The following is a 25,277-nucleotide window of genomic DNA, read 5'->3' as shown; positions in this document are numbered from 1 at the left end:
GCAGGTAGGCGGCAAGCGAATAAATCCCGATGAGCTGACTCAGGTCAGTAATTCGGGTGCATGAGCGTAGCCAACAACCCTGCGGCTTCAAGGACGAAGGGCATAACCGTAAAGAGGTTTAGCCGTGTCCCGTACAATAATGTTGATTCCTACCGGCACCAGCGTTGGTTTAACCAGCGTAAGCTTGGGTGTCATCCGTTCCATGGAACAAAAAGGTGTACGCCTGAGCGTATTCAAGCCAATCGCCCAGCCTCGTGCCGGTGATGATGCACCTGACCAAACCACCACCATCATTCGTGCGAACTCCAGCATCACTGCTGCTGAGCCGCTGAATATGGGTTATGTGGAAACCTTGCTGAGTTCTAACCAGCAAGACGTGTTAATGGAAGAGATTGTTGCCCGTTATCACGAAAATACCAAAGACGCAGAAGTGGTTCTGGTCGAAGGCTTGGTGCCAACACGCAAACATCAGTTTGCCAATGCATTGAACTATGAAATTGCTAAAACCCTGAATGCTGAAATCGTCTTTGTCATTGCTCTGGGTAATGACTCACCAGATCAGTTGAAAGAGCGTATCGAACTGGCTCGTTCCAGTTTCGGTGGCAGTAAAAACAAAAACATCACTGGCGTTATCATTAACAAATTGAATGCGCCGGTTGATGAACAAGGCCGTACCCGCCCTGACCTGTCTGAAATCTTTGATGATTCCACCAAGGCCAGCGTCGCGAACATCGATCCAAGCCAACTGTTTGCCAACAGCCCACTGCCAGTTCTGGGCTGTGTGCCGTGGAGCTTCGAGTTGATTGCAACTCGCGCCATTGATATGGCCAAGCACCTGAAAGCCACCATCATTAACCAAGGTGATATCAACACTCGCCGCGTTAAATCTGTGACTTTCTGTGCTCGTAGCATTCCGCATATGCTGGAACACTTCCGCCCGGGTTCTCTGCTGGTTACCTCAGCCGACCGTCCTGATGTGTTGGTTTCTGCTTGTTTGGCAGCCATGAATGGCGTTGAAATTGGTGCCATCCTGTTGACTGGCGGTTACGCTATTGATGAGCGTATCAACAGCCTATGTGAACGTGCCTTCCAAACTGGCTTGCCAGTATTTATGGTTGATACCAATACTTGGCAGACCTCTTTGAGCCTGCAAAGCTTCAATCTGGAAGTCCCTGCAGATGACCATGAGCGTGTTGAAAAGCTGCAAAACTATGTTGCCAGCCATATCAGCAGTGATTGGATTGACTCTCTGAGTGCAACGTCTGAGCGTTCACGTCGCTTGTCACCACCAGCATTCCGCTACGAGCTGACCGAATTGGCCCGTAAAGCGGGTAAACGCATCGTGCTGCCAGAAGGCGATGAGCCACGTACCGTTAAAGCCGCTTCTATCTGTGCTGAACGCGGTATCGCAACTTGTGTGCTGCTGGGTAACCCAGAAGAGATCCAACGCGTTGCTGCCGCGCAAGGTGTTGAGCTGGGCAAAGGCGTTGAAATCATCGATCCTGTTGCTGTACGTGAGCAATATGTTCCGCGTCTGGTTGAGCTGCGTAAGAGCAAAGGCATGACCGAAGTGGTCGCGCGTGAACAGTTGGAAGACAACGTCGTTCTCGGCACCCTGATGCTGGAAAAAGGTGAAGTTGATGGTCTGGTTTCCGGTGCAGTACATACCACCGCAAACACCATCCGCCCACCATTGCAGTTGATCAAAACCGCGCCGGGCAGTTCACTGGTTTCTTCGGTGTTCTTTATGCTGCTGCCTGACCAGGTTCTGGTTTATGGTGACTGTGCAATCAACCCAGATCCAACGGCTGAACAACTGTCTGAGATTGCTATCCAATCTGCGGATTCTGCTGCGGCATTCGGCATTGAACCACGTGTGGCGATGATCTCTTACTCTACCGGTAATTCCGGTGCGGGTAGCGATGTCGAAAAAGTACGTGAAGCGACCCGTCTGGCACAGGAAAAACGCCCAGATTTGATCATCGATGGTCCGTTGCAATATGACGCGGCAATCATGGCGGATGTGGCTAAATCCAAAGCGCCTAACTCACCGGTTGCAGGTAAAGCCACCGTGTTCATCTTCCCAGACTTGAACACCGGTAACACTACCTATAAAGCGGTGCAACGCTCTGCTGACCTGATCTCTATCGGGCCGATGCTGCAAGGCATGCGTAAGCCAGTTAACGATTTGTCCCGTGGTGCATTGGTTGACGATATCGTCTATACCGTAGCACTAACGGCGATTCAATCCGCTCAGGCTGACGCCAGCGCATCTTAATTCTAAGATTACGTTGTCTAAGAAACGCCAGCCTTGTGCTGGCGTTTTTGTTTGTTGGCAAAGCGATTGGTTAGAACGCTTTCACCTCGCAACCACACTCGCCAAAAGACCGCATCGGTAAAATACGCCAACAAAAAAACCGCCATATAGGCGGTTTCTCTGTGCTGGTCCGGTAAGCGGCCATTCCAGCGGGGTTGTTGGTATCAAAACAACAGCTACCAACGTATCGCAAGTGCACCCCAGCCAGAACAGTTTGGGCCAGTTGCTATTCACTGTCAAGTATCTGCTGCGGATGCATTAGTGTACAATCGCGTTGGGCCTTTTCGCCGCCTTAAGCAAGCGGGCATCGGTTTAAGGGAAGGATATCCAATGGCCGTAAACGCAGGCGCACCCCAGCGCTTGTATTCACGGTAGTATCACCGGTGGTGCTGGCGTGAAGCGGTTTAAGCATGGACCGCACAATGAAACGATACTTTTGTATTGTGCTCGTTGTATTTGGTGCGTTGTTAACATCCGGGAATGGGGGTTGGCGTATTTTCAACAACTCAATCACGGTAATAATCAACACGTCAGGCAAGTAAGCCCGGTAGGCCGCCCTGCGGGGCGGTTTTCCTTTATTGCTTGGCGCGAGCTTCAGGTACTTTGCCGTGGCTCAAATTTATAGTTGAAACTCTGGCTAACGGGTTCACTCCATTCGTCATCTTCATCGCTCTCGAGCAGTTCGATCAACATCTTGCCAGCATCTTTACCCATCTTCCGGTAATCGATACGCATCGAAGTCAGCGTCGGGTGAGTCTGATCGCAGTTATCAGAACCATCCAGGCAGGCAACTGCGATCCCGCCGGGAATTTTCAGCAAGCGACGTTGGCATTCAAACAGTACTCCCAAAGCGATATCTTCGTGGCTGCAAATAACAGCATCCAGCTCAGGTTGGCGTTGCAGAATTTCCGTCAAGGCATAGCGACCAAACTGTAAGCTGGCTGTTTCTGGTGTGGTGACGGTTTGATCAGCATTTTTATAATGTTCCAGCATCGCTTTATGCCAGCCATTCAGTTGCTGACGTTGTAAGCGGTTATCCATATGAGCGCCAATAAAACCAATATTGTGATAGCCGCGCTCCAGTAAATGACGGCTTAATGCATAAGCGGATTCAAAAAATGCCGCCTCAAGGGTAATTTTCGCCCCTTTAAAATAGGACCCCACCACATTAACGGTAGGAATATTGGCCCGCTCGAGCAGTTGATAGGTTTTATCTGCCAGTTGTGAGCCAAATATCACCACGGCTGCCGGATTGCTTTGCAGTAACGTCATCAGTATTTCAGCTTCTTTCCGCTGACTATATTCATGGCAACCCAGCAATAACTGAAATTCATTTTTGTTCAGAATCTGTTGCAGCGCCTGCATAAATCGGGAGCTGGCTTTATCGGTCAGCGACGGAATCAAAACCGCCACGGTATCACTATGCCCCGAAGCCAAAGCCCCTGCCGTGCGATTGGGAATATATCCCAATGTTTCAACCGCTTGCTCTATCTTCTCACGTAACTTATCTGAAACCTGCTCCGGCGTTCGCAGCGCTCGGGAAACAGTCATCGACCCTACCCCAGCGTAATTCGCCACATCCGATAGAGTGACCCGCCCGGTATTACGGCGCTTGCGCGTTTTTTCCATGCTGAGTTCCTGCCTAATTAAAATTTCTTGTCGATTAAAATTTTCTGTCTGGATAAAACAAGCCAGTCCGCGGGGTCTCGACAATACATTGCATTGTATATGGCTTATTCCGAGATAGCCAAAGGCCCTGACGCGACAAATGATAGCGCTATCACAAAATTTGATAGCGCTATCAGGTAGCGCTACCAATTGAGATATTCGTCACATTAATAGCAACGATAACTATCTACTCTCAGGTTAACAGTCATCGGGAGTCATCAATATCATGTTAAAAACACTGTTAACGTCAGACGTCATTCAGGTGGTTAGCCAGGCAAAAGACTGGCGTGATGCCATCGCCATTTCATGTAAGCCACTGATTGATAATGGCTCTATTGAAGCGCGTTATGTCGAGGCTATTTATCGCTCCCATGAGGCGATTGGCCCTTATTACGTCGTCGGCCCCGGCATTGCGATGCCACATGCCCGCCCGGAAGAAGGTGTGAATAAACTCGCTTTGGCATTAACCGTCATTACCGAGGGTGTCACTTTTAATGCTGAAGGTAATGACCCGGTCAAACTGCTCATAGTGTTAGCCGCGACAGACAGCAACAGCCACATCGAGGCTATTTCTCAACTCGCTCAGTTGTTCGATAACGATAACGATGTACAAACCCTACTTAATGCGCAAACGCCGCAAGAGATCCAATCTGTCATTGCGCGTTATTAATCACAGCATTCTGTACGGATAATAATTTTAAGGGGAAAAAAAATGAAAATTACAGTGGTTTGCGGTAACGGCTTAGGTACCAGCCTGATGATGGAAATCAGCATCAAAAGTATTCTGAAAGAGCTGGCAGTCACAGCCGAAGTGGATCATGTGGATCTTGGCTCTGCCAAAGGGACACCAAGCGACATCTTCATCGGTACCAAAGATATTGCCGAACAGCTCATTGCTCAGGCCGTTGGTGGCAAAATCGTTGCTCTTGATAACATGATTGATAAAAAAGCCATGAAAGAACGTTTGTCTGTGGCATTAACTGAATTAGGCGCGCTGTAAGCGGAGGCTGGTATGGATTTCTTTCGTTTCTTAATGAGTGATGTGCTTTCTGAGCCGGCTGTTCTGGTCGGTTTGATCGCGTTAATCGGCCTGATTGCCCAGAAAAAACCGGTGACTGAGTGTATTAAAGGCACCGTAAAGACCATCATGGGCTTTGTGATTTTAGGTGCGGGTGCTGGCCTGGTGGTTTCATCTCTGGGTGATTTTGCCAATATCTTCCAACACGCTTTCGGTATTCAGGGCGTGGTGCCAAATAACGAAGCGATCGTTTCTGTGGCACAAAAGAGTTTTGGTAAAGAGATGGCGATGATTATGTTCTTCGCTATGGTGATCAATATTCTGATTGCCCGCTTTACGCCATGGAAATTTATCTTCCTGACCGGTCACCACACCCTGTTTATGTCGATGATGGTGGCAGTAATTCTGGCCACCGCAGGTATCAGTGGCGTGACACTGATTGTGATCGGTTCGTTGGTGGTTGGGGTTGCGATGGTGTTCTTCCCAGCCATTGCCCACCCTTACATGAAAAAAGTGACCGGTTCTGATGATGTGGCAATTGGCCACTTCTCTACCTTGTCTTATGTGCTGGCTGGCTTTATTGGTAGCAAATTCGGTAATAAAGAACATTCGACTGAAGATATGAATGTGCCGAAAAGCTTGCTGTTCCTGCGTGATACGCCAGTGGCTATCTCATTCACCATGTGTATCATTTTCATCGTGACTTGCCTGTTCGCCGGGCCGGAAGTAGTGAAAAGCCTGAGTGGCGGTAAGAACTGGTTCATGTTCTCGCTGATGCAATCCATCACTTTCGCCGCAGGTGTGTACATCATCCTGCAAGGTGTACGTATGGTTATTGCTGAGATAGTGCCAGCATTTAAAGGGATTTCAGATAAGTTAGTTCCTAATGCAAAACCTGCATTGGATTGCCCGGTGGTGTTCCCTTATGCACCTAATGCGGTTCTGGTTGGCTTCCTGAGCAGCTTTGCCGCAGGTCTTATCGGTATGTTCGCGCTCTATTTGATGAACATGACCGTGATTATCCCAGGCGTCGTTCCTCACTTCTTCGTTGGTGCGGCAGCGGGTGTATTTGGTAATGCAACCGGTGGCCGCCGTGGCGCTATTTTAGGTGCCTTCGCACAGGGCTTGTTGATTACCTTCCTGCCAGTCTTCCTACTGCCAGTGCTGGGTGATATCGGCTTTGCCAATACCACATTCAGTGATGCCGACTTTGGTGCGCTGGGTATCTTGCTGGGTATTATTGTAAGATAATCAGTGGGATGACGGTGAGATACACAAAAGCCCCTGAGAAGGGGCTTTTTTTATGGCTAAGCGGGAGTCAATCTTCGCGTGGGGTAATTTTACCGTAATCCTGCTCATTGTTGCGCGTCAGCCACAGTGACAGCGCTTTCAGAGAGTCAGGGGTAAATTCGTCACAACGGGCAGTGATATCTTCCGGTACCATCCAGCATACTTCTTCAATTTCCTCAGCCTGTAGTGCAAACGGCCCATGGGACACGCAACTGAATAATCCGCCCCATACCCGACAGCACTCTTCTTCAAAATAAAACAGGCCATGTTCGGCAAACGGGACACCGGCTATCCCTAACTCTTCCTCTGCCTCACGCCGCGCAGATTCCAGGTAGTTTTCACCACTCTGCACCACCCCCCCCGCAGTGGCATCCAGTTTACCGGGATAGAAATCTTTACTCTCGGTACGACGTTGTACCAGAATTTTCCCCATTCCATCGTGCACCACAATATAGGTAGCACGGTGGCGTAGTCGTTGAGCTCTCATTTGTTGACGGCTGGATTGAGCAATAACGTCATTTTGCTCATCAACAATATCAACCCACTCGATGACTGCTGCTGGATTTTGCTCCACCATCCTCTGAAACCTTCTATCTGGGCGCGGTGAGACTCGCGCAATTGTTAATTATATGTTTACCCTCTGACATAACGTCAATCACTTTGGGTAACTAACTATTTATAATAGTTTTTTTAAATTCAATTGGGTGACAGATTCATCATTATGTAGGGTCAGAACCTGTAAAACCCCCTCTTCTAACATGCCATAACTTGCCGGGTACCCACCTTTGGGGATACTGACCGAACCTGGATTAAAGCAAATAACCTCTCCCTGCCACCGAGCTTCAGGCAGATGAGTATGACCATAGACTAAGACATCACCATTACGCAACGGAGGAAGTGCGCCAGGGTGATAAAGGTGACCATGCGTCAAAAATAGACGGGTTTCTGGCATAATAATCTGCTGCCAACCCGCCATCATCGGGAACTGCAATAGCATCTGATCCACTTCACTGTCGCAGTTGCCACGAACCGCAATGACCCTTTCTTTATAGGCATTAAGGCGCTGTGCCACCTCTGCTGGCTGATAACCTGCGGGCAACGCATTGCGTGGCCCGTGGTTAAGAAAATCACCCAATAGCACCAGCCATTGCGCACCACTGCGCTCGAAGGTAGCCAACACCTTTTCCGTTGCGGGCAACGAACCATGCAGGTCAGAAGCAAACATTAACTTCATGATATCGTCTTCTCTTAGGTCTACTCTCAGCAAATCAGGCGACGTAAACGCCATGGCACTTAATGAGAGATAAAAGAAGCCTATTCTATCATCCAATTGATCGGATTAATCCGATAAAAATCGATATCTGTTATGCAAAAATTTTATCGCAAAAAGCAGCGCCGACATGAAAAAAAATATCAGCGCAAGGTGAACGACAATACGAGGAAACCGTTATAATGAGGGTTGAGATACCAATTCATCCAATGTCACAGGATTGAATAAATATCCCTGCATTGCATCAATATTGCTACCCTTAAGTTGCGCTGACTCATCTTCATTTTCCACGCCCACCACAATGACACCGAGGCAATATTTCTTAATGTTATTGATTAAGATCGGGAAGGTATGCTTATTGTGCTGCCAGAAAAAATGCTTATCGATTTTTACATATTCAAAAATATTGGCTGTGACCGCATTCAAGGTGGAGCCGCCGCTGCCCAAATCATCCAGCCATAACGGATACCGCTGCGCCAATTCCCGTAACAATGGGTTATTCATACCATCGGATAAATTAGAAAAAGTCTCCATGATCTCCAACCGTAGGAAGGGCATCTCATCTAACAACTGGCGCGTTGCGGCATCAGTCACAATCACTCCCGCCAAATCAAAATCAATATTGATTGAGAGCAAAACATGGTGCGTGATAAACCAAGCGCTATAGGCTTTTACTGCACGCAATTGATCCTGGAATAAATTAGTCTTTCCGTCGACATCTAATTCTTTAATAAACTTTTCAACATCGATGGGCAAATCAACCGATTTAGCTGAAAATCGGCTTAATAGCTCTACTGCCAGTAAGCTACCATCTTGTCTATGTATGGGTTCGCATACATAAGAACAATTAACTTCGATATTTAGCTTCATGCGCACCTGAAAAAGTGTATGGACAACAATGAGATCACAACCAGATCTCAGCCGGAGGATTTATAAGCCACCGTGAGTTTTTATAAAACACCCAATATTTATTTATAAAACATCCAAACTTCACAAGGGAGAAGGCCAACTGCCCTCTCGTCCATTCAGGTTAGTCTGTTTACTCTAGCAGAAATTCGCAAAATCAGTGTTTTAAAAATAATCAGGGTATGGCTTATAGTCGTTCTTGTTGCTCAGAAAAAATAACCATCCCGGCCGTTTTCTACCGTCGAAGTGGTATTACTTAAGCACTCAATACCGTATTAATCGGACAGATTGGTGCATTTATTTAGTTAAAAAATTTTATTTTTCCAAATGATGTGACTCACCAGACGCTCTGATGAGATAAAAATTTTAATCTCAAGATATGCTCAGTATCGTAGGAGAAGAGCGTAGGTTAGCCTATGCTGAAAGAGACACCAGACTGCCACTATTCAGGCATCAAGTAAGTGATTTGGGTAAGTGAACGCAGATAACACCTCTGCGGCTTCAAATAAGAAGGGAATAAATGGAGGTTGGCTATGCGTATATTAATAACCGGAGCTACAGGCCTAATAGGGCGCAGTCTGACTGCCTTCCTTTTATCGCAAGCCCATCAAGTAACCGCACTGACCCGTGACATTCAGCGGGCAAATCAGGTACTCGGCGCACAAGTCACCTGCTGGTCAACGCTGGATGATAAACATGATCTCAATGATTTTGATGCAGTAATCAACCTGGCCGGTGAGCCTATTGCGGAAAAACGCTGGACCTCGCAGCAAAAAGAAATTCTATGCCAAAGCCGCTGGCAGATAACCGAGCGTCTGACCACGCTAATACAGGCCAGCACTACACCGCCAGCAGTATTTATTTCAGGGTCCGCCGTTGGCTTTTATGGTGATCAGGGGCAAGCTCTGGTTACCGAAGAAGAGACGCCACATGATGAATTTACCCATCAGTTGTGCGAGCGCTGGGAAAATCTGGCGCGGGCGGCTGAAAGTAGTCATACCCGTGTTTGCCTGTTACGCACCGGTATTGTATTAGCGCCACACGGCGGTGCACTAGCCAAAATGGTCCCGCTATTACGTCTTGGATTGGGTGGCCCGATAGGGGATGGTCGCCAATATCTACCCTGGATCCATATCGATGATATGGTACATGGTATCCATTATTTGCTGACCACCGATGGCCTCAAGGGTCCATTTAATATGGTTTCGCCTTATCCGGTACATAACGAGCAATTTATTGCCACGCTGGCCGACGTGTTAGACAGACCAGCGGTTATCCGCACACCTGTCGCCGCGATTCGTTTATTACTGGGTGAATCCGCAGCGTTAGTGTTGGGCGGGCAACGGGCAGTGCCGAAACGATTGGAAGAAGCCGGTTTTGGTTTTCGTTATTTTGAACTGGAAGAAGCACTGCGCAATGTGCTGCACAAACCCTCAGCTTAATCAAACTGCTGCGGGATAGATAAAATCGCTATCCCGCAGAGATGTTACTTCAGTGCACCAGAAAGGAACTGCTGCAAGCGGGTACTCTTTGGGTTACCAAAAAGTTCAGCCGGCGGGCCTTCCTCTTCAATTACGCCTTTGTGTAAAAAGATAACATGGCTGGAGACATGACGGGCAAACTCCATTTCATGGGTTACCACCACCATAGTTTTCCCCTCCTCTGCCAGCTTTTGCATAATACGCAATACTTCACCGACTAATTCAGGATCCAGTGCGGAGGTGGGTTCATCAAACAGTAATACATCCGGTTCCATCGCCAATGCCCGGGCAATGGAGACACGTTGCTGTTGCCCACCAGATAGGTGCACCGGATATTTGGCGCGTGCGCGTTCATCAATTCCGACTTTATCCAGATAACGGATAGCCCTCTCTTTGGCTACTGACTTACTCAGCCCCAAGACTTGAACCGGCGCCTCCATCACATTCTCCAACACCGTCATATGGCTCCACAAATTAAAATGTTGGAATACCATCGTCAGGCGAGTTCGTAACAGTTGCAGCTCTTTTTTATCAAAAACTTTCAACTGCCCATCTTTATCTCGTACCAAACGGATATCACGATTATTTACACTAATCGAGCCTTCACTGGGTTTTTCCAAAAAGTTGATACAGCGTAAAAAGGTGCTTTTCCCTGAACCGGAAGAACCAATAATGGAGATAACATCCCCTGCTTTAGCTGAAAGTGAAACGCCCTTGAGTACTTCGTGTTCACCGTAATGCTTATGCAATTCCGTCACAGACAGTTTGGTTTCAGCTATTTTAGTTTCTAATGTGTCAGTCATAAGGTCTCCGTACTTAATGCGATGCCTGAGGTTTTATATGAGCCAGCCAACGTTTCTCTGCCTGGCGGAACAGGCTAATTAGCGTAAAGGAGATAATCAGATAAAGTACGGCAGCAATACCAAAAGCATAAAACGGCTGATAAGTTGCGGCGTTAATATCTCGCGCTATTTTCAGAATATCTGGCACTGTGGCAGTAAATGCCAGAGCGGTAGAGTGCAGCATTAAGATGACCTCATTACTGTAGGCCGGTAAGGCAATACGCAGTGCAGAAGGTAAAATAATACAGCGATACAATTTAAAACGTGAAAAACCATAGGCTCTGGCGGCTTCGATTTCACCGTGTGGCACCGAACGAATGGCACCGGCGAAAATCTCAGTGGTATAAGCACAGGTATTCAGTGTCAGCGCCAAAATAGTGCAATTCAAGCCACTGCGGAAAAAGGCATTTAACAGGTCATTGCCTCGGACAATCTCTAAACTGTACATACCGGAATAGAATACCAATAATTGTACATATAAAGGCGTGCCACGAAAGATATAAGTAAAAACCCAGACCGGCAAACGAATCCAACGCCGTTCGGCTACCCTTGCGACGGCCAAAGGAATTGCCAGCAACCCGCCCATCACTACCGAGGAAATAAGTAACCATAAGGTGACAGCCATCCCGGTAAAGCGGTAGCCATCGCTCCAGAGCAACGCTTGCCAATATTGTTGCAGGATTTCTATCATAGCTCAGCCCTCTTCACCCCATGGGAATAGCGCCGTTCTAGCCACAGTAATACGCCATTCGATACCGTGGTGAAGATGAGATAGACCACACCGGCCACTAAAGCGAAGAAAAACGGCTGGTAAGTCCCTTTGCCTGCCAACTGTGTGGCCTTAACCACATCATTTAATCCCAGAATAGAGACCAATGCCGTTGCCTTTAGAATGACTTGCCAGTTATTGCCAATACCCGGCAGTGCGTAGCGCATCATGGCAGGAAACATTATTCTGCGGAAAATCTGGCTAGGGGTGAAACCAAATGCCGTCGCCGCCTCAATTTGGCCGCTGGGTACGGCCATATATGCGCCACGGAAGGTTTCAGTGAAATAAGCACCATAGATAAAGCCAAGGGTAATAATCCCAGCGGAGAGAGGATCAATATTGATTTGTTCAAAACCAATTGATTCAGTAATGCTATTTAGGGTTATCTGCAAACCATAGAAGATAAGCAGCATTAAGACTAAATCGGGTACACCACGGATCAGCGTGGTGTAACACTCAAACAAGCCAGATAACAGCCGGTTTGATGATAACTTTCCACCGGCACCAATCAAGCCGATAATCACTGACAGCAGCACTGAACACAGTGCCAACTCCAGCGTCACCAGCGCACCTTCAAATATCAGTTTCGAATATCCATCCAGCATCTGGGTTATCCTGTTTTACTGAGTAAGGAGTCTGGTTAATTGCTATGTTTAATTGCATGTAGAGGCCCCTGCCACTCTCGGCAGAGGCTCTAACGGCAAAGGTGCTTAACCGCCGTAAACATCAAAATCGAAATATTTTTTCGCGAGCTTGTCGTAGGTGCCATCTTTGCGCATTTCTGCAAAGGCTTTATCCAGCGCCGCTTTCAGTTCCGCATCATCTTTACGCAAGCCCATACCGGTACCTACGCCAAAGAACTGATCATTTTTTACTGATGGGCCGGCGAAAGCATAGCCTTTACCCGCTTCTTGTTTCAGGAAACCTTCACTGCCTGCAACTTCATCCTGGAAAGCCGCATCAATGCGCCCTGAAGCCAAGTCAGCGTAGATCAAGTCCTGATTTTGATAGGCAACCACATCGATACCTTTTGGCTGCCACTCAGCATTGGCGAATGCTTCCTGCGTAGAGCCTTGCAACACCCCAACACGTTTGCCTTTCAAGGCGACTAATGTTGGCTCGATTTTACTGTCTTTGGTCGCGATTAAACGGGCATTGGCAGCGTAAAGTTTGTCGGTGAAAGCAATCTCTTTCTGGCGTTTTTCAGTGATGGAGAGTGAGGAGATAATGGCATCGATTTTTTTGGCTTTGAGTGATGGGATTAATGCATCGAAGTCACTTTCAACAAAAGTACATTTAGTATCGATACGTTTGCATAACTCTTTTGCTATATCGATATCAAAACCTACCAATTCACCACTGGCATTTTTGGATTCAAAAGGAGCATAAGTTGGATCAGTACCAATTTTGACATCTTTCGGAATGGCAGCAAAAGCACTGCTGGCAGCAGCTAATGCTAAGACTAGCGGAAGAACCAACATCTTCTTATTCATACATAACCCTCAAATTGATTTTCGATGCCAGAAAGCGCGTTAATGTTCTGTACAACCCAGAGCGTTCATAAATCAATTTGCAGTAATCGTGCCAGTAATCATCTGGTAGGAAAGCTAATTCCACCACCGCTTAATTAGCACGATCACCACGAAATACAGGCATCAAGTCGTATACAAAAATCGAATACCACACTCATGCCATGATACGCGTTCTAAAACAGGATCATTGTGGTGCATAATCCGCCCCATTTCAGTGCGATGTTGCACAAATGTATCAATTAAGGGAAAAATGTTAATTATTGCCTTGCCATCGTGTAAACAGGTCTTCAGGCAGTTCGATGTCAAATTGATCGATAACCCGATTAACGGTCTGATCAACAATATCTTGAATGGTTTGTGGTCGATGATAAAACGCAGGCATTGGCGGCATAATGGTAGCGCCCAGCTCAGCGGCTTGTACCAGCAGGCGTAAATGCCCTAAATGCAACGGGGTTTCACGCACACATAACACTAGCGGGCGGCGCTCTTTTAAGATCACATCCGCGGCGCGGGTGAGCAAACCCTCGGTATAGCTATGGACAATTCCAGATAACGTTTTGATTGAACAGGGTAAAATAACCATACCTTGCGTTTTGAATGATCCGGATGAGATACAAGCAGCAATGTCACGTGAGTCATGTACAACATCGGCCAGTGCCTGCACATCCTTCACGCTGAATTCCGTTTCCAGCGCCAGCGTCTGGCGCGCCGCATTACTGAGAATAAGATGAGTTTCCACACCCTCGACATGTTGCAGCACCTGTAACAGCCGTACGCCATAAATGGCACCGCTGGCACCGCTAATGCCGATAATAAGTCGTTTCATGGGGTATAGCCTCGCACTGACGTTATGCCTTATAGAGTGAGCATAACATAAAGAAATATCGCCCGACTTTGCCGTATCAAGTACGGATTAGCAAGTTATTGGCCCCGTTTTTCCACAATACCCATGGCCCTCGGCTAGATAACAAAAAAGGTGCACCGCGCCGGAACGCTGGTTGCACCTTTTTGATTCATGCTCTGCTTTTCGCTAAATATACCCAGGTATACCCAAAATAATTCAAATTGCAGGAAGGCGGCAACGAAATGAACCCAAGGAGTTGAGATAACTCAATGACTTGGGTTAGTGATGGCAGCCAACGTACATGCAGTTTGACGTATGAAGGGTATATTACCCTTCGTTATGCATCTCCAGATTCTCGGCTTCGTTATGATTACGTAATGCCTGCGCATCATCGTTACGTAACGACTCAAGATATTCCAGATAGCTCTGATCGACATCTTTAGTCACGTAAACGCCGTTAAAGACCGAGCACTCAAACTGGGTGATATCTGGGTTATCTTCGCGTACTGCCTCGATAAGATCGCTAAGGTCCTGGAAAATCAGCGCATCGGCACCAATCAACTGGCGGATTTCATCCACTTCACGACCATGGGCAATCAATTCGTTCGCACTTGGCATATCAATGCCATACACATTCGGGAAACGAATTTCCGGTGCCGCAGAGGCGAAATAGACCTTCTTCGCCCCAGCCTCACGCGCCATCTCGACAATCTGTTCTGATGTGGTGCCACGCACGATAGAGTCATCCACTAATAAGACGTTCTTATCACGGAACTCTGCGCGGTTGGCATTCAGTTTACGGCGCACAGATTTACGACGTTCCTGCTGACCCGGCATGATAAAGGTACGGCCAACATAACGGTTTTTCACAAACCCCTGGCGGTACGGTTTATCCAGAATACGGGCGATTTCCAGCGCGATATCGCAAGATGTTTCCGGGATAGGAATGACAACATCAATATCCAGATCTTCCCACTGCTTGGCAATTTTGGCACCCAACTTCTGGCCCATGCGCACGCGCGCACTGTAGACAGAAATTTTATCCATAAAGGAGTCTGGGCGAGCAAAATACACATACTCAAACAAGCACGGATTGTATTTCGGATTTTCAGCACACTGGCGGGTAAACAACTGGCCTTTTTCCGTGATATACACAGCTTCGCCCGGCGCAACATCCCGCAGGAATTCAAAGCCAAGGGTATCCAGTGCCACACTTTCAGAAGCGACCATATATTCATTGCGGCCATCAACTAACGTGCGTTTACCAATAACCAGCGGGCGAATACCGTTAGGGTCACGGAACGCGACCATCCCGTGGCCAATAATCATCGCAACACAAGCGTATGCCCCACGGATCAACTGATGTGTTGCGGCAACAGCAGCAAAAATATTGTCTGATTCCAACGGATAATGTTGGAAACGGTCCAATTCACTGGCAAAAATATTCAGCAAAATTTCCGAGTCAGAAGTGGTGTTCACATGACGGCGAGAAACTTCGAATAATTTCTTTCTCAGTTGGTGAGCGTTAGTCAGATTACCGTTATGAGCGAGAGTGATGCCAAACGGTGAGTTAACGTAGAAAGGCTGAGCCTCGGAAGCACTGGAACTGCCAGCCGTCGGGTAACGAACATGGCCAATACCCATATTCCCCTGTAAGCGCAGCATATGCCGGGTTTCAAATACATCCTTCACCAAGCCGTTTGCTTTACGCAGCCGGAACCCATTATGGGCATCAATGGTAACGATGCCCGCAGCATCCTGGCCTCGGTGCTGAAGCACCGTCAGCGCATCATAAATCGACTGGTTTACCGGTGCAAAACCGGCGATACCGACAATACCGCACATGTTGTCTTTTCCTCATAAGCCGCTCCGAATCGGTAATTGATTCGGTAAGAAACTCGACGTGCTCTGCAGGTAGTCAAAGAACCACCTGATTATATAACTGAACTGCGGGATTAATTGTGACTGTTTCCAGTCAACACTCTGTGAGAAGCCGGTAAACGTATCCAGAAAGAACAGCATGGCAGAGACTATCAGAACACCTCGCAGCGCGCCAAAACAGACACCCAGCACCCTGTCAGTTCCTGATAAACCAGTACGTTCAACCAACGAACTAATCACATAGTTAACAATAGCCCCGACGATCAATGTCGCGATGAACAAAATGCCGATGGCAATTCCGTTGCGAACTACTTCATCTTCAAAACGCGTGAAATAGACAGCAAGGTAAGTGTAAAAATGGCTGGCAACAAAAAACGCACATCCCCATGTTACAAGTGACAATGCTTCACGGACAAAACCTCGGATTAAGCTGACCAATGCAGAAAATCCGATAATCCCTATAATGACGTAATCAATCCAGACCATGACTATTCCAATGACGAAATCGCCGCTGCATCCTGTTCGCGGCGAATTCTAACAGAAAAAGAAAACGTTTGCGTAGGGGAATTCTTACCCGCGACAAATTAAAGTGCAGCGATTTTAAAAACAACAATCGCCGCACAAACTTAGCTCAAAAACCCCGTACACCCTGATATCTTAACTCTCGGCATAAACCTTAACGCGCCGTGCCATAGGGCTTAACTTGCCCATTCAGGCCGCTTAATGAATTAAGCTCTGGCAGCGCAGATTGCAATTTTTGTTTTGACGCATCTGGCCCGACATACACACGGGTTATTTGGCCTTGAACCGGCGTTGCTGGCACCGTAAACGCCCGATGACCTGACAAGCGCAGCGTCGCCACGATTTCATTCACTTTAGCTGCGTTTTTCAACGCGCCCAGTTGGACGACATAAGCCTGCCCCACCGGTGCTTTTTCTTCTGTGACCGGTTTAGTTTCCGGCTGAACGTCCGGTTTAACCTCAGGTTTAGGTTTCACTTCCTGCGGTTTTTTCTCTACCGGTAGCGGTTTGACCTCAACCGGTTTCTTCTCAACAGGTTTCACCTCAACCGGCTTACTCTGTATCACTGGCGGTGCCACGATAGTCGGTTCAGACGGAGGGTTACCAGCATCATTAGCAGCCTGAGAGGCGGAATCATCTTTGGGGACATCCACGGCTTGCGCCGCACCTTCCGGTGGAGCAATAGGCAGAGGTTGACTGACCGGACCAACCGCATCGATCTCCTGACTATCACCTGGTTTTGGCACTAATGGGATAGCGGCGAACTCATCCTCATAATGCTTCTTTTTACCATCCAGTAGCCCCGGCAGCACAATCACGCCTAACGCCACCAGAATTATGGTCCCGACTAAACGGTTCTGGAACTTACTTGCCACTCGCACTCCCAATTCAATGCCTTGATAAACTCAAGTTGTCACAAATTCAGGCTGTCACAAATCCAATACAGCCATCACATGAGCGACAGTATGGAAAGAACCACAGACAATAACCACATCCTGTGGTTTTGCATCCAACATAGCCTGACGCCAGGCCGTTTCTACATCGCTAAACTGGCGTGATAACACCAAATGCTCGGCTAATTGCTCCGCCGTCGCCCCACGCGGCCCTTCAAGCGGCGCGCAGTACCATTCATCGACTTGTTCAGATAAACAGGCCAGCGTCCCGCCGATATCTTTATCTGATAGCATACCTACCACAGCCCGTACTTTACCGTGTTTCGGCAATCGAGCCAGCCTGTCGGTGAGATAACGTGCTGCATGCGGGTTATGGGCTACATCCAAAATCAGCAGTGGTTGCTCACTGACAACCTGAAAACGCCCCGGCAAACTGGCAGCCAACAAACCCTGGCGAATAACCTCATCGCTTAAAGGCAGGCCGGAATAGTGCAATACTGCCAGAGCTGTCGCCGCATTCGCCAAGGGTACATTGGGTAAGGGTAGATGGGTCCAATGATGGTTGCCACACTGCCAATCCCAGCTATTTTCTTGTTGTTCACCTGGCTGTTGTTGGCTAAACCGCCATGCGTCATCACGGCGATACAGTGGCGCCCCCAATTGCGCCGCAACATCGGCAATCGACTGCGGCATATCCGGTTCGCCAACCACTGCAGGTTTCCCCGCACGGAAAACACCGGCCTTCTCGCGGCCAATGCTTTCTCGATCGAAGCCCAACCAGTCAGTATGGTCTATGGCAATACTGGTGATAGCCGCAACATCAGAATCGACTATATTGGTCGCATCCAAACGTCCACCCAGCCCCACTTCCAGAATCACTACATCAAGCTTAGCCTGCTTAAATAATTGCAGCGCAGATAAGGTGCCAAATTCGAAGTAAGTCAGTGAGATACCCGCACGCCCGGCTTCAATTTGAGCAAAAGAGTGGCTGTGTTCAGCCTCAGACAGTTCTTGCCCCTGAATACGGACTCGCTCGGTGTAACGCAAAAGGTGAGGTGAGCTGTAAACCCCGACCCGCAGACCCGCTGCAAGTAAAATTGATTCCAGGGTACAACAGGTGGTGCCTTTGCCATTAGTACCGGCAACGGTGAAGACTTTTGGGGCAGGGTTAAGCAGATCCAAACGCTCAGCAACCTGTTTAACACGTTCCAGACCCAACTCGATGGGTTGAGAGTGCAAACGTTCAAGATAGTAAAGCCACGCGGCCAAAGGCGACGTGGCTTGGGGAGTTTGATGGTTTTTCATAAGTCCCGTCACTGGCCTTTATATCCTTCGTACTTGAAGCCGCAGGGTTGTTAGCTGCGTTCATTCACCCGAATCACTGACTTAAGTCAGCTCATCGGGATTTATTCGCTTGCTGCCTACCTGCGGCTCCAATTACTTTGGGTATATCTTTTCTTATTGAAAGCAGCAAAGCTTAAGTTGCGACCATGCACAACCACCGGGCATCACCTTATCAGGGTGATGCCCGTGGGGATAATCAGGCTTCAGCCTGATTATCCGCCTGGACTGTATCAGCTTTGCTCTCAGCCACATCAGGTTGTGGCTGATGCGTTAATTTAGACAAGATGCTGGCAATTGTCTGACGCATCACCGGGCGGCGAACGATCATGTCGATAGCGCCTTTTTCAATCAAGAACTCACTGCGCTGGAAGCCCGGCGGCAGTTTTTCCCGAACGGTTTGCTCAATAACCCGTGGACCAGCAAAACCGATTAAGGCTTTTGGTTCTGCGATATTGATATCACCCAACATTGCCAGACTGGCGGAGACGCCACCCATGGTAGGGTCCGTCAGCACAGAAATGTACGGCAAGCCACGCTCTTGCATTTTAGCCAGAGCAGCACTGGTTTTTGCCATCTGCATCAGTGACATCAATGCTTCCTGCATACGAGCACCACCACTGGAGGAGAAGCACACCAACGGGCAATTATCTTCCAGCGCCTGCTCAACTGCACGCACAAAACGGGCACCCACTACTGACGCCATTGATCCACCCATAAAGGCAAATTCAAATGAAGCGGCAACGATCGGCATCCCTTGTAAGGTCCCTTTCATGGCAACCAAAGCGTCTTTTTCGCCGGTATCTTTTTGTGCGGCAGAAATGCGATCTTTATACTTTTTGGAATCCTTAAATTTCAGGATATCCTTCGGCTCCAGTTCGCTACCCAATTCAACTTCACTGCCTGCATCCAGTAGCATATGTAACCGTGCACGGGCTGTCATACGCATGTGGTGATCACACTTAGGACAAACTTCCAGATTACGCTCTAACTCGGCACGGTAAAGCACCTGACCGCAACTGTCACATTTCGTCCACACCCCTTCAGGAATACTCGCTTTACGGGTTTGTGTAATATTGCTTTTGTTAAGAATTCGTTCAATCCAGCTCATCGATGACCTTTCTGTTTGAACCTGGCTGTTGCCAGTCCGCTGTTCATGCTTTAACCATCTCCCTGAAAACATCCCAACAAAAAATGCCTGAGATACACGCCATTACAACGTGGCTAAGGCACAGGAACTCGGGTTGTCCGCAGGAACAGACCATAAATGTCACTCATTAAACCATATTGGCTCGACAGTGTAGATAAAAAACTGGTCGAACCCACGGCTTAGGTAACGTTTTTACTGATTTTTTTGCCGTGATTGCGCGCGCCGATGCCGCCATACCTCAAATACACCCGGCAAAATTGACACCACAATAATGGCAACAATTAGCAATTTCAGATTGTTCTGCACGATAGGTACGTTACCAAACAGATAACCAGCATAGGTGAATAACAGCACCCATACCAACGCCCCAATCACGTTATAAGCCGCAAAGTGGCGATAAGACATTTTACCCATTCCGGCGACAAACGGCGCAAAAGTGCGGATAATCGGGACAAAACGTGCCAAAACAATCGCTTTACCGCCATGTTTTTCGTAGAACTGATGGGTTTTTTCCAGATAACTGCGGCGGAAAATTTTGGAGTCCGGGTTACTGAATAGTTTCTCTCCGAACACCCGCCCAATGGTGTAGTTAATAGCATCGCCCAAAATAGCGGCGGTAACCATCAGTGCCACCATAATGTGCACATTGATATCATTGGACGGTAATGCTGCCAACGCACCGGCCACAAACAGCAAAGAATCCCCTGGCAGGAACGGCGTCACCACCAGACCGGTTTCACAGAATAAGATCAGGAATAAAATGGCGTAAACCCAAACCCCATACTGCGCCACCAGCTCCGCCAGATGGACATCAATATGCAAAATAAAATCAATAACGAAACGTATAAATTCCATAAATACTCTCAAATGGTAAACATACTTGTGCTTTGAGTGAGTGAGATTAGCTGAACTTCCTTAGGTATTCCTTAGCCCAAGGCGACCTCACTCATCAATGTAGAGAAATCAGTCGTCTGCCAAAAAAAGGGGTCCCATTGGCGCTGTTGGTAGCGCAAAGCGTTCGGGGTAATCAACCGCGACTAAATACAACCCTTCGGCTTTCGCTGTTGCCGCAGCACGTGATCGGTCTTTCAGTGCCAGCAACTGGGCCATCCAGTTGACATCCTGATTACCAGCGCCAATCTCAATCAAGCTACCAACAATATTACGCACCATATGATGAACAAAAGCGTTGGCCTTGATATCTACCACGATATACGCGCCATGTCGGGTAACTTTGACATGTTTTACATTTCGCCATGGGGTACGCGACTGGCACTGTATCGCACGAAACGAGGTAAAATCATTCTCGCCGAGTAAACATTGCGCCGCTCGTTCCATTTTTTCAGCATCCAGCGGCAGGTAGCAATGAGTTACCCCTTGCGCCAACACCGCTGGACGATAGCGATGGTTAAAGATGATATAGCGATAACGGCGGGCAGTAGCGCTGAAACGGGCGTGAAAATCGTCATCCACTGTTTTTATCCAGCGCACGGCGATATCAGGCGGTAAATGGCTATTGACCCCCATCGTCCAGGCGGCATCTTTACGCACCGCCGAGGTGACAAAATGCACCACCTGCCCGGTGGCATGTACGCCAGCATCAGTGCGCCCAGCACAAAATACGCCAATGGATTCATCGGCAACTTTTGACAAGGCAGCCTCCAGGCAAGCCTGCACACTGGCAACCTCCAACTGCCGTTGCCAGCCGAAATAACGGCTGCCGTTATATTCAATACCCAGCGCAATTTTTATACCGGCCGTTTCAGCCACTATCTCTTGTGGCTGAGTCAACTCAAGTTCGGACATCAGTACAGTTGCTCCTGCAACAGGCGCTCCGCCGTTTCAATTGCCATCAATGCGCCACCAAAACGAATGTTGTCGGCCACTGACCAGAACTGCAACACTTCGGGAATGCCATAGTCATTGCGGATACAACCAATACTCAAAACATCACTGCCAGAGGCATCAGTGACTTGTGTTGGGTAATCATCTTCTTCTGATAACTGGATATCGTCGCAATTTTCCAGCTCACTGCGAGCGTCCTCCGCGTCGATTGGGCGTAGCGCTTCCAGATGAACCACTTGTGCCTGACCGTAAAATACCGGTGATTGAATGCAACTCACCGAGATAGGCAAGCCATCGTCTTGCAATACTTTGCGCACCTGATCAACCAGACGGCGCTCTTCACGCACACTGCCCTCTTCATCCGCCAGCAGCGGCAACACGTTAAATGCCAATTGCTTAGCGAAAACACCTGGCTCAGCAGGAATACCATTTAACAGCTTGGCGCTTTGACCGGCCAGATCGTCCACAGCGGCCTTGCCATGGGCGGAGGCTGAAATCAATGCAGTGACATGCACGCGGGACAAGCCAGCCTGTTCCGTCAGTGGTTTAATCGCAGTCAGCAACTGGCTGGTCAGGCTATCGGCTACCGCCACAATATTGCGATTGCGATATTCTGCCAGCACCTGAGGATTCACACTTGGCACCACCAGCGGTACATCCAGTTCCATCGCGAACAGGCCACTGCTGTCGATAACCAGGCAACCGGCATTCGCTGCTTCTTCCGCATAGAGTTGTGAGGCTTCGCGCCCGGCAACAAAGAAAGCTAACTGCGCCTGAGACCAGTCAAATTCAGCAACATTTTCAACCAGTAAACTTTTACCATTAAAGCGCACAGAAGCACCGGCGCTGCGTTCGCTGGCCAGCGGATACAATTCACCAACCGGGAACTGGCGCTCATTTAACAGCTCCAGCAAAGCTTCACCTACTGCGCCCGTTGCTCCTAACAGAGCAATATTCCAGCCGTCAGACATGTTGGTTTTCTCCACTAACGTTCATTAAATTACAAGGGTTCATTCAGATACTAAGATCGATTGAAAGAGAAAGGCGGTAAAAAACCGCCTGACAATCAATAAATTAACGTTTATACCGCGCTTATAATAACTGTGTACTAAAGCCTAATTTCTGCAACAGTTCAGCACTGGCAGCATCATCGCACTGCACGCAGAGTGATGACCACTCACGGCGTTCCTGATAGTGCTTACGCAGCCGATCAAACTCACCGGGGATACCGGCCACATGGCGCAGTGGCGCATCATCGCGGCGCACATCATACACCAAGTGCATCAATCGTTTTAATTTGCCTTCATCCAACGCACCGTTAAGTCTCAAGTGGCTAAACTCCGGTTGAGGCAACAAAGAAGCTAGCTCTACCGACTGCGGCTGCCCCAGATGTTGACTAAAAGCTTCAAACACTTGTGTGGTACCACGAGCTTTACCCTCCAGCGTATAGCCGGCGATATGTGGCGTCCCGATATCAATCCGCCCTAACAGCGGCAAAGATAATTCCGGTTCCGGTTCCCATACATCCAGAACCACGCTGAGTTTTTTACCTTTTTCCAACGCACCAAGCAGCGCGGCATTATCCACCACGGCTCCGCGGCAGGCATTAATCAGAATACGGCCATCCGGCAAGGCTGCCAATAATTCATCGTCCGCCATGTGCAGGCTTTGATAAGGGCCGGTTTTATTCAACGGCGTATGGAAAGTGAGAACATCTGCCTCTCGCACCAGTTTTTCCAGCGGCCAGAAAGTGTCGTTATCACCTCTGTCTGCTCGTGGTGGATCGCACAGCAAAGTCCGCACACCAAGGGCTTGTAGCCTGGTATTCAATCTGGCCCCGACATTCCCCACCCCAATAATACCGACGGTTTTGTCACGCAATTGGAAACCATCACGTTCGGCCATCATCATCAGTGCGGAAAAAACATATTCCACAACCGCAATGGCATTACAACCGGGAGCTGCGGAGAAACCGATTCCCTGTTGCTGTAGCCAGTTATCGTCGACATGGTCGGTACCGGCGGTTGCCGTTCCCACAAAGCCAATTGACGTGCCTTGCAGCAACGCCTCATTCACTTTGGTGACCGAGCGCACCATCAGCGCATCTGCACCAACCAGTGCTTCACGGGGGATTGGCCGCCCCGGCACTGCCTGTACCTCACCTAAACGCCGAAATAGCACATCTGCGTACGGCATATTCTCATCAACCAGGATTTTCACTTTATTCTCCGGCAGCTTACTGCCCTATAGATGAAAAGCAGGGACTTAGTATATACCCAAAGAAGTTGGAGTTGCAGCCAACCCCCTACAGCTTCAGGATGAAGACGATCCCCAAAATCATTGGCGTTGCAGGTAGGCGGCAAGCAAATAAACCCCGATGAGCTGACTCAAGTCAGTGATTCGGGTGCGTGAGCGTAGCCAACACCCCTGTGGCGTCAAGGATGAAGACGATCCCCAAAATCATTGGCGTTGCAGGTAGGCGGCAAGCGAATAAATCCCGATGAGCTGACTCAAGTCAGTGATTCGGGTGCATGAGCGTAGCCAACACCCCTGCGGCGTCAAGGATGAAGATGATCCCCAAAATCATTGGCGTTGCAGGTAGGCGGCAAGCGAATAAACCCCGATGAGCTGACTCAAGTCAGTGATTCGGGTGCATGAGCGTAGCCAACACCCCTGCGGCGTCAAGGATGAAGACGATCCCCAAAATCATTGGCGTTGCAGGTAGGCGGCAAGCGAATAAACCCCGATGAGCTGACTCAAGTCAGTGATTCTGGTGCGTGAGCGTAGCCAACACCCCTGCGGCGTCAAGGATGAAGGGGATTACTGCGACGAAAACGCTCCGGCGTAGTCCCTGCAATTTGCTGGAACATGGCGATAAAAGCTGATGCGGAGCTATACCCTACATCCAGTGCGACACTTTGCACGGTTTTACCCTTTTCTAACAATGAGATCGCATGTAAAAAACGCAACCGCTGCCGCCATTCGCTAAAAGCCATACCCAGTTCTTGTTGGCAGCGGCGCGATAACGTCCGCTCGGTGGTATAGACCCGCTTAGCCCACTGCGCCAGCGAGGTATTGTCCGCCGGGCAGCGCTCTAGCGCCGCCAGAATAGGTGACAGTAATTTATCCTGTGAGGTAGGCAGATAGGTGCGCTGTACCGGTGACAACCTGAGCTGATCAATCAATACGTGGGCTAAGCGCATATCTTGCTCGCTTTCCGGCATCAATAAACCACGGGAGAAGCAATCTTCCACAATGGTATTAAAGATTGGACTGACATTAATCAGGCAAGCTGATAGCGGTAACTCATCACACAGCGTAGGTGCAATATCAATGGCACGAAATTGCATCGGCTTACGGTTATGGCTGGAGTGCTCCATGCCGGCCGGTATCCAGACACTGAATTCAGGGGGGGCCAGAAAACGCTGCCCGCCGATACTCATCGCTACCACACCTGACTTTACGCAGATCAACTGCCCGTAAGGATGGGTATGCGGCAAAAACTCAGTATTGGCATTAAAGGCCTCACAGCGAAAGGAAAGGCTCAGTGGCACGGTCGTGGCAACCACCGGGAAAGAGGGTTCTGCCATCGTGAACTGTCTCCTGTAAAAAATGATTCCTGCCGAGATTGTCCTAATCGCAGCAGTTATTGTCTGATTTTCAGTATATAGAATAAATCAGACAACTGTAGACTACGTCACATGTTATT

Annotated in this window: 24 protein-coding genes; 5 read left to right on the top strand and 19 right to left on the bottom strand. The window is 48.7% G+C overall.

Going from position 1 to position 25,277, the window contains the following annotated elements; genetic code table 11:
* Positions 1 to 139: 139 nt before the first annotated feature.
* Positions 140 to 2,278, top strand: a complete 2,139-nt coding sequence (pta, locus tag V2A85_RS04310; protein ID WP_372559928.1) for a phosphate acetyltransferase — start codon at positions 140 to 142, stop codon at positions 2,276 to 2,278.
* A 633-nt stretch (positions 2,279 to 2,911) separates the two neighbouring features.
* Here pta and V2A85_RS04305 read toward each other — a convergent pair.
* Positions 2,912 to 3,946 carry a LacI family DNA-binding transcriptional regulator gene (locus V2A85_RS04305; RefSeq protein WP_372559482.1) on the bottom strand — a complete coding sequence of 345 codons (1,035 nt, stop codon included), beginning with the start codon at positions 3,944 to 3,946 and terminating at the stop codon, positions 2,912 to 2,914.
* A gap of 265 nt (positions 3,947 to 4,211) precedes the next feature.
* Between V2A85_RS04305 and V2A85_RS04300 the strand changes: the two genes are divergently transcribed.
* From V2A85_RS04300 to V2A85_RS04290, 3 genes are read left to right on the top strand one after another with little or no spacing between them, the layout of a single operon-like run.
* Positions 4,212 to 4,655 (top strand): PTS sugar transporter subunit IIA, encoded by a 444-nt coding sequence (locus V2A85_RS04300; protein ID WP_372559483.1) that lies wholly within the window; start codon positions 4,212 to 4,214, stop codon positions 4,653 to 4,655.
* A 42-nt stretch (positions 4,656 to 4,697) separates the two neighbouring features.
* Entirely contained in the window at positions 4,698 to 4,985 is a 288-nt protein-coding gene (locus V2A85_RS04295; protein ID WP_083158247.1) for a PTS sugar transporter subunit IIB, read from the top strand.
* A 12-nt stretch (positions 4,986 to 4,997) separates the two neighbouring features.
* Positions 4,998 to 6,254, top strand: a complete 1,257-nt coding sequence (locus tag V2A85_RS04290) for a PTS ascorbate transporter subunit IIC (protein WP_005277900.1) — start codon at positions 4,998 to 5,000, stop codon at positions 6,252 to 6,254.
* A gap of 67 nt (positions 6,255 to 6,321) precedes the next feature.
* On the opposite strand, the gene yfcD is transcribed toward V2A85_RS04290, so the two are convergent.
* From yfcD to V2A85_RS04275, 3 genes are all read right to left on the bottom strand, one after another.
* Positions 6,322 to 6,870 carry an NUDIX hydrolase YfcD gene (yfcD, locus tag V2A85_RS04285; RefSeq protein ID WP_083158246.1) on the bottom strand — a complete coding sequence of 183 codons (549 nt, stop codon included), beginning with the start codon at positions 6,868 to 6,870 and terminating at the stop codon, positions 6,322 to 6,324.
* Positions 6,871 to 6,969: 99 nt separating this feature from the next.
* On the bottom strand, positions 6,970 to 7,527 hold the full coding sequence (yfcE, locus tag V2A85_RS04280; RefSeq protein ID WP_372559484.1) for a phosphodiesterase: 558 nt from the start codon (positions 7,525 to 7,527) through the stop codon (positions 6,970 to 6,972).
* A gap of 213 nt (positions 7,528 to 7,740) precedes the next feature.
* On the bottom strand, positions 7,741 to 8,433 hold the full coding sequence (locus V2A85_RS04275; protein WP_193784623.1) for an EAL domain-containing protein: 693 nt from the start codon (positions 8,431 to 8,433) through the stop codon (positions 7,741 to 7,743).
* Positions 8,434 to 9,002: 569 nt separating this feature from the next.
* On the opposite strand from V2A85_RS04275, the gene V2A85_RS04270 reads away from it, so the two are divergent.
* A complete protein-coding gene (locus V2A85_RS04270) occupies positions 9,003 to 9,911 on the top strand; it encodes a TIGR01777 family oxidoreductase (RefSeq protein WP_420070936.1) in 909 nt (302 codons plus the stop codon).
* A gap of 44 nt (positions 9,912 to 9,955) precedes the next feature.
* Here the strand turns inward: V2A85_RS04270 and hisP are convergent, their stop codons facing one another.
* The 15 genes from hisP to V2A85_RS04195 all read right to left on the bottom strand — a co-directional run bounded on the left by hisP (position 9,956) and on the right by V2A85_RS04195 (position 25,158).
* Positions 9,956 to 10,753 carry a histidine ABC transporter ATP-binding protein HisP gene (hisP, locus tag V2A85_RS04265; RefSeq protein ID WP_005192680.1) on the bottom strand — a complete coding sequence of 266 codons (798 nt, stop codon included), beginning with the start codon at positions 10,751 to 10,753 and terminating at the stop codon, positions 9,956 to 9,958.
* Between the two features lie 13 nt (positions 10,754 to 10,766).
* On the bottom strand, positions 10,767 to 11,483 hold the full coding sequence (locus V2A85_RS04260) for an ABC transporter permease (protein ID WP_083158242.1): 717 nt from the start codon (positions 11,481 to 11,483) through the stop codon (positions 10,767 to 10,769).
* A complete protein-coding gene (locus tag V2A85_RS04255) occupies positions 11,480 to 12,166 on the bottom strand; it encodes a histidine ABC transporter permease HisQ (RefSeq protein WP_083158241.1) in 687 nt (228 codons plus the stop codon). The genes V2A85_RS04260 and V2A85_RS04255 overlap by 4 nt, the downstream gene beginning before the upstream one ends.
* A 105-nt stretch (positions 12,167 to 12,271) precedes the next feature.
* On the bottom strand, positions 12,272 to 13,054 hold the full coding sequence (hisJ, locus tag V2A85_RS04250; RefSeq protein WP_083158240.1) for a histidine ABC transporter substrate-binding protein HisJ: 783 nt from the start codon (positions 13,052 to 13,054) through the stop codon (positions 12,272 to 12,274).
* Positions 13,055 to 13,346: 292 nt separating this feature from the next.
* The gene (locus V2A85_RS04245; RefSeq protein WP_083158239.1) at positions 13,347 to 13,919 is read right to left on the bottom strand and encodes a UbiX family flavin prenyltransferase; all 573 of its coding nucleotides are present in this window, start codon (positions 13,917 to 13,919) and stop codon (positions 13,347 to 13,349) included.
* 345 nt (positions 13,920 to 14,264) lie between these two features.
* A complete protein-coding gene (gene purF, locus V2A85_RS04240) occupies positions 14,265 to 15,782 on the bottom strand; it encodes an amidophosphoribosyltransferase (protein WP_083158238.1) in 1,518 nt (505 codons plus the stop codon).
* 12 nt (positions 15,783 to 15,794) lie between these two features.
* Positions 15,795 to 16,304: a colicin V production protein gene (gene cvpA / locus V2A85_RS04235; RefSeq protein ID WP_005192693.1), complete on the bottom strand. Its 510-nt coding sequence runs from the start codon at positions 16,302 to 16,304 to the stop codon at positions 15,795 to 15,797.
* 190 nt (positions 16,305 to 16,494) lie between these two features.
* Entirely contained in the window at positions 16,495 to 17,214 is a 720-nt protein-coding gene (gene dedD / locus V2A85_RS04230; RefSeq protein ID WP_372559486.1) for a cell division protein DedD, read from the bottom strand.
* A gap of 54 nt (positions 17,215 to 17,268) precedes the next feature.
* Entirely contained in the window at positions 17,269 to 18,537 is a 1,269-nt protein-coding gene (gene folC, locus V2A85_RS04225) for a bifunctional tetrahydrofolate synthase/dihydrofolate synthase (protein WP_372559487.1), read from the bottom strand.
* Between the two features lie 235 nt (positions 18,538 to 18,772).
* The gene (gene accD, locus V2A85_RS04220) at positions 18,773 to 19,684 is read right to left on the bottom strand and encodes an acetyl-CoA carboxylase, carboxyltransferase subunit beta (RefSeq protein WP_372559488.1); all 912 of its coding nucleotides are present in this window, start codon (positions 19,682 to 19,684) and stop codon (positions 18,773 to 18,775) included.
* Positions 19,685 to 19,915: 231 nt separating this feature from the next.
* Positions 19,916 to 20,578, bottom strand: coding sequence for a DedA family protein (locus tag V2A85_RS04215; RefSeq protein ID WP_083158234.1), 663 nt, complete (start codon positions 20,576 to 20,578; stop codon positions 19,916 to 19,918).
* 108 nt (positions 20,579 to 20,686) lie between these two features.
* Entirely contained in the window at positions 20,687 to 21,529 is an 843-nt protein-coding gene (gene truA, locus V2A85_RS04210; protein ID WP_372559489.1) for a tRNA pseudouridine(38-40) synthase TruA, read from the bottom strand.
* The gene (locus V2A85_RS04205; RefSeq protein WP_420070935.1) at positions 21,529 to 22,539 is read right to left on the bottom strand and encodes an aspartate-semialdehyde dehydrogenase; all 1,011 of its coding nucleotides are present in this window, start codon (positions 22,537 to 22,539) and stop codon (positions 21,529 to 21,531) included. The genes truA and V2A85_RS04205 overlap by 1 nt, the downstream gene beginning before the upstream one ends.
* A 121-nt stretch (positions 22,540 to 22,660) precedes the next feature.
* Complete coding sequence (gene pdxB, locus V2A85_RS04200) at positions 22,661 to 23,788, bottom strand: 4-phosphoerythronate dehydrogenase PdxB (protein ID WP_420070934.1); 1,128 nt, start codon at positions 23,786 to 23,788, stop codon at positions 22,661 to 22,663.
* A gap of 584 nt (positions 23,789 to 24,372) precedes the next feature.
* On the bottom strand, positions 24,373 to 25,158 hold the full coding sequence (locus V2A85_RS04195) for an AraC family transcriptional regulator (protein WP_372559492.1): 786 nt from the start codon (positions 25,156 to 25,158) through the stop codon (positions 24,373 to 24,375).
* Between the last annotated feature and the right edge of the window lie 119 nt (positions 25,159 to 25,277).

Origin of the sequence: Yersinia sp. 1252 StPb PI (genome assembly GCF_048593885.1) — a bacterium.
GTDB lineage: Bacteria > Pseudomonadota > Gammaproteobacteria > Enterobacterales > Enterobacteriaceae > Yersinia > Yersinia enterocolitica_E.
This window is presented reverse-complemented; position numbering and strand designations above follow the sequence as displayed.

Coding starts and splice junctions, on each gene's coding strand:
- V2A85_RS04275 (WP_193784623.1), bottom strand. CDS start 8,433: ATGAAGCTAAATATCGAAGTTAATTGTTCTTATGTATGCGAACCCATA.
- V2A85_RS04260 (WP_083158242.1), bottom strand. CDS start 11,483: ATGATAGAAATCCTGCAACAATATTGGCAAGCGTTGCTCTGGAGCGAT.
- V2A85_RS04300 (WP_372559483.1), top strand. CDS start 4,212: ATGTTAAAAACACTGTTAACGTCAGACGTCATTCAGGTGGTTAGCCAG.
- V2A85_RS04305 (WP_372559482.1), bottom strand. CDS start 3,946: ATGGAAAAAACGCGCAAGCGCCGTAATACCGGGCGGGTCACTCTATCG.
- hisP (WP_005192680.1), bottom strand. CDS start 10,753: ATGACTGACACATTAGAAACTAAAATAGCTGAAACCAAACTGTCTGTG.
- pta (WP_372559928.1), top strand. CDS start 140: ATGTTGATTCCTACCGGCACCAGCGTTGGTTTAACCAGCGTAAGCTTG.
- V2A85_RS04205 (WP_420070935.1), bottom strand. CDS start 22,539: ATGTCTGACGGCTGGAATATTGCTCTGTTAGGAGCAACGGGCGCAGTA.
- cvpA (WP_005192693.1), bottom strand. CDS start 16,304: ATGGTCTGGATTGATTACGTCATTATAGGGATTATCGGATTTTCTGCA.
- folC (WP_372559487.1), bottom strand. CDS start 18,537: ATGAAAAACCATCAAACTCCCCAAGCCACGTCGCCTTTGGCCGCGTGG.
- V2A85_RS04295 (WP_083158247.1), top strand. CDS start 4,698: ATGAAAATTACAGTGGTTTGCGGTAACGGCTTAGGTACCAGCCTGATG.
- purF (WP_083158238.1), bottom strand. CDS start 15,782: ATGTGCGGTATTGTCGGTATCGCCGGTTTTGCACCGGTAAACCAGTCG.
- V2A85_RS04255 (WP_083158241.1), bottom strand. CDS start 12,166: ATGCTGGATGGATATTCGAAACTGATATTTGAAGGTGCGCTGGTGACG.
- truA (WP_372559489.1), bottom strand. CDS start 21,529: ATGTCCGAACTTGAGTTGACTCAGCCACAAGAGATAGTGGCTGAAACG.
- V2A85_RS04270 (WP_420070936.1), top strand. CDS start 9,003: ATGCGTATATTAATAACCGGAGCTACAGGCCTAATAGGGCGCAGTCTG.
- V2A85_RS04245 (WP_083158239.1), bottom strand. CDS start 13,919: ATGAAACGACTTATTATCGGCATTAGCGGTGCCAGCGGTGCCATTTAT.
- hisJ (WP_083158240.1), bottom strand. CDS start 13,054: ATGAATAAGAAGATGTTGGTTCTTCCGCTAGTCTTAGCATTAGCTGCT.
- V2A85_RS04290 (WP_005277900.1), top strand. CDS start 4,998: ATGGATTTCTTTCGTTTCTTAATGAGTGATGTGCTTTCTGAGCCGGCT.
- yfcD (WP_083158246.1), bottom strand. CDS start 6,870: ATGGTGGAGCAAAATCCAGCAGCAGTCATCGAGTGGGTTGATATTGTT.
- yfcE (WP_372559484.1), bottom strand. CDS start 7,527: ATGAAGTTAATGTTTGCTTCTGACCTGCATGGTTCGTTGCCCGCAACG.
- V2A85_RS04195 (WP_372559492.1), bottom strand. CDS start 25,158: ATGGCAGAACCCTCTTTCCCGGTGGTTGCCACGACCGTGCCACTGAGC.
- accD (WP_372559488.1), bottom strand. CDS start 19,684: ATGAGCTGGATTGAACGAATTCTTAACAAAAGCAATATTACACAAACC.
- V2A85_RS04215 (WP_083158234.1), bottom strand. CDS start 20,578: ATGGAATTTATACGTTTCGTTATTGATTTTATTTTGCATATTGATGTC.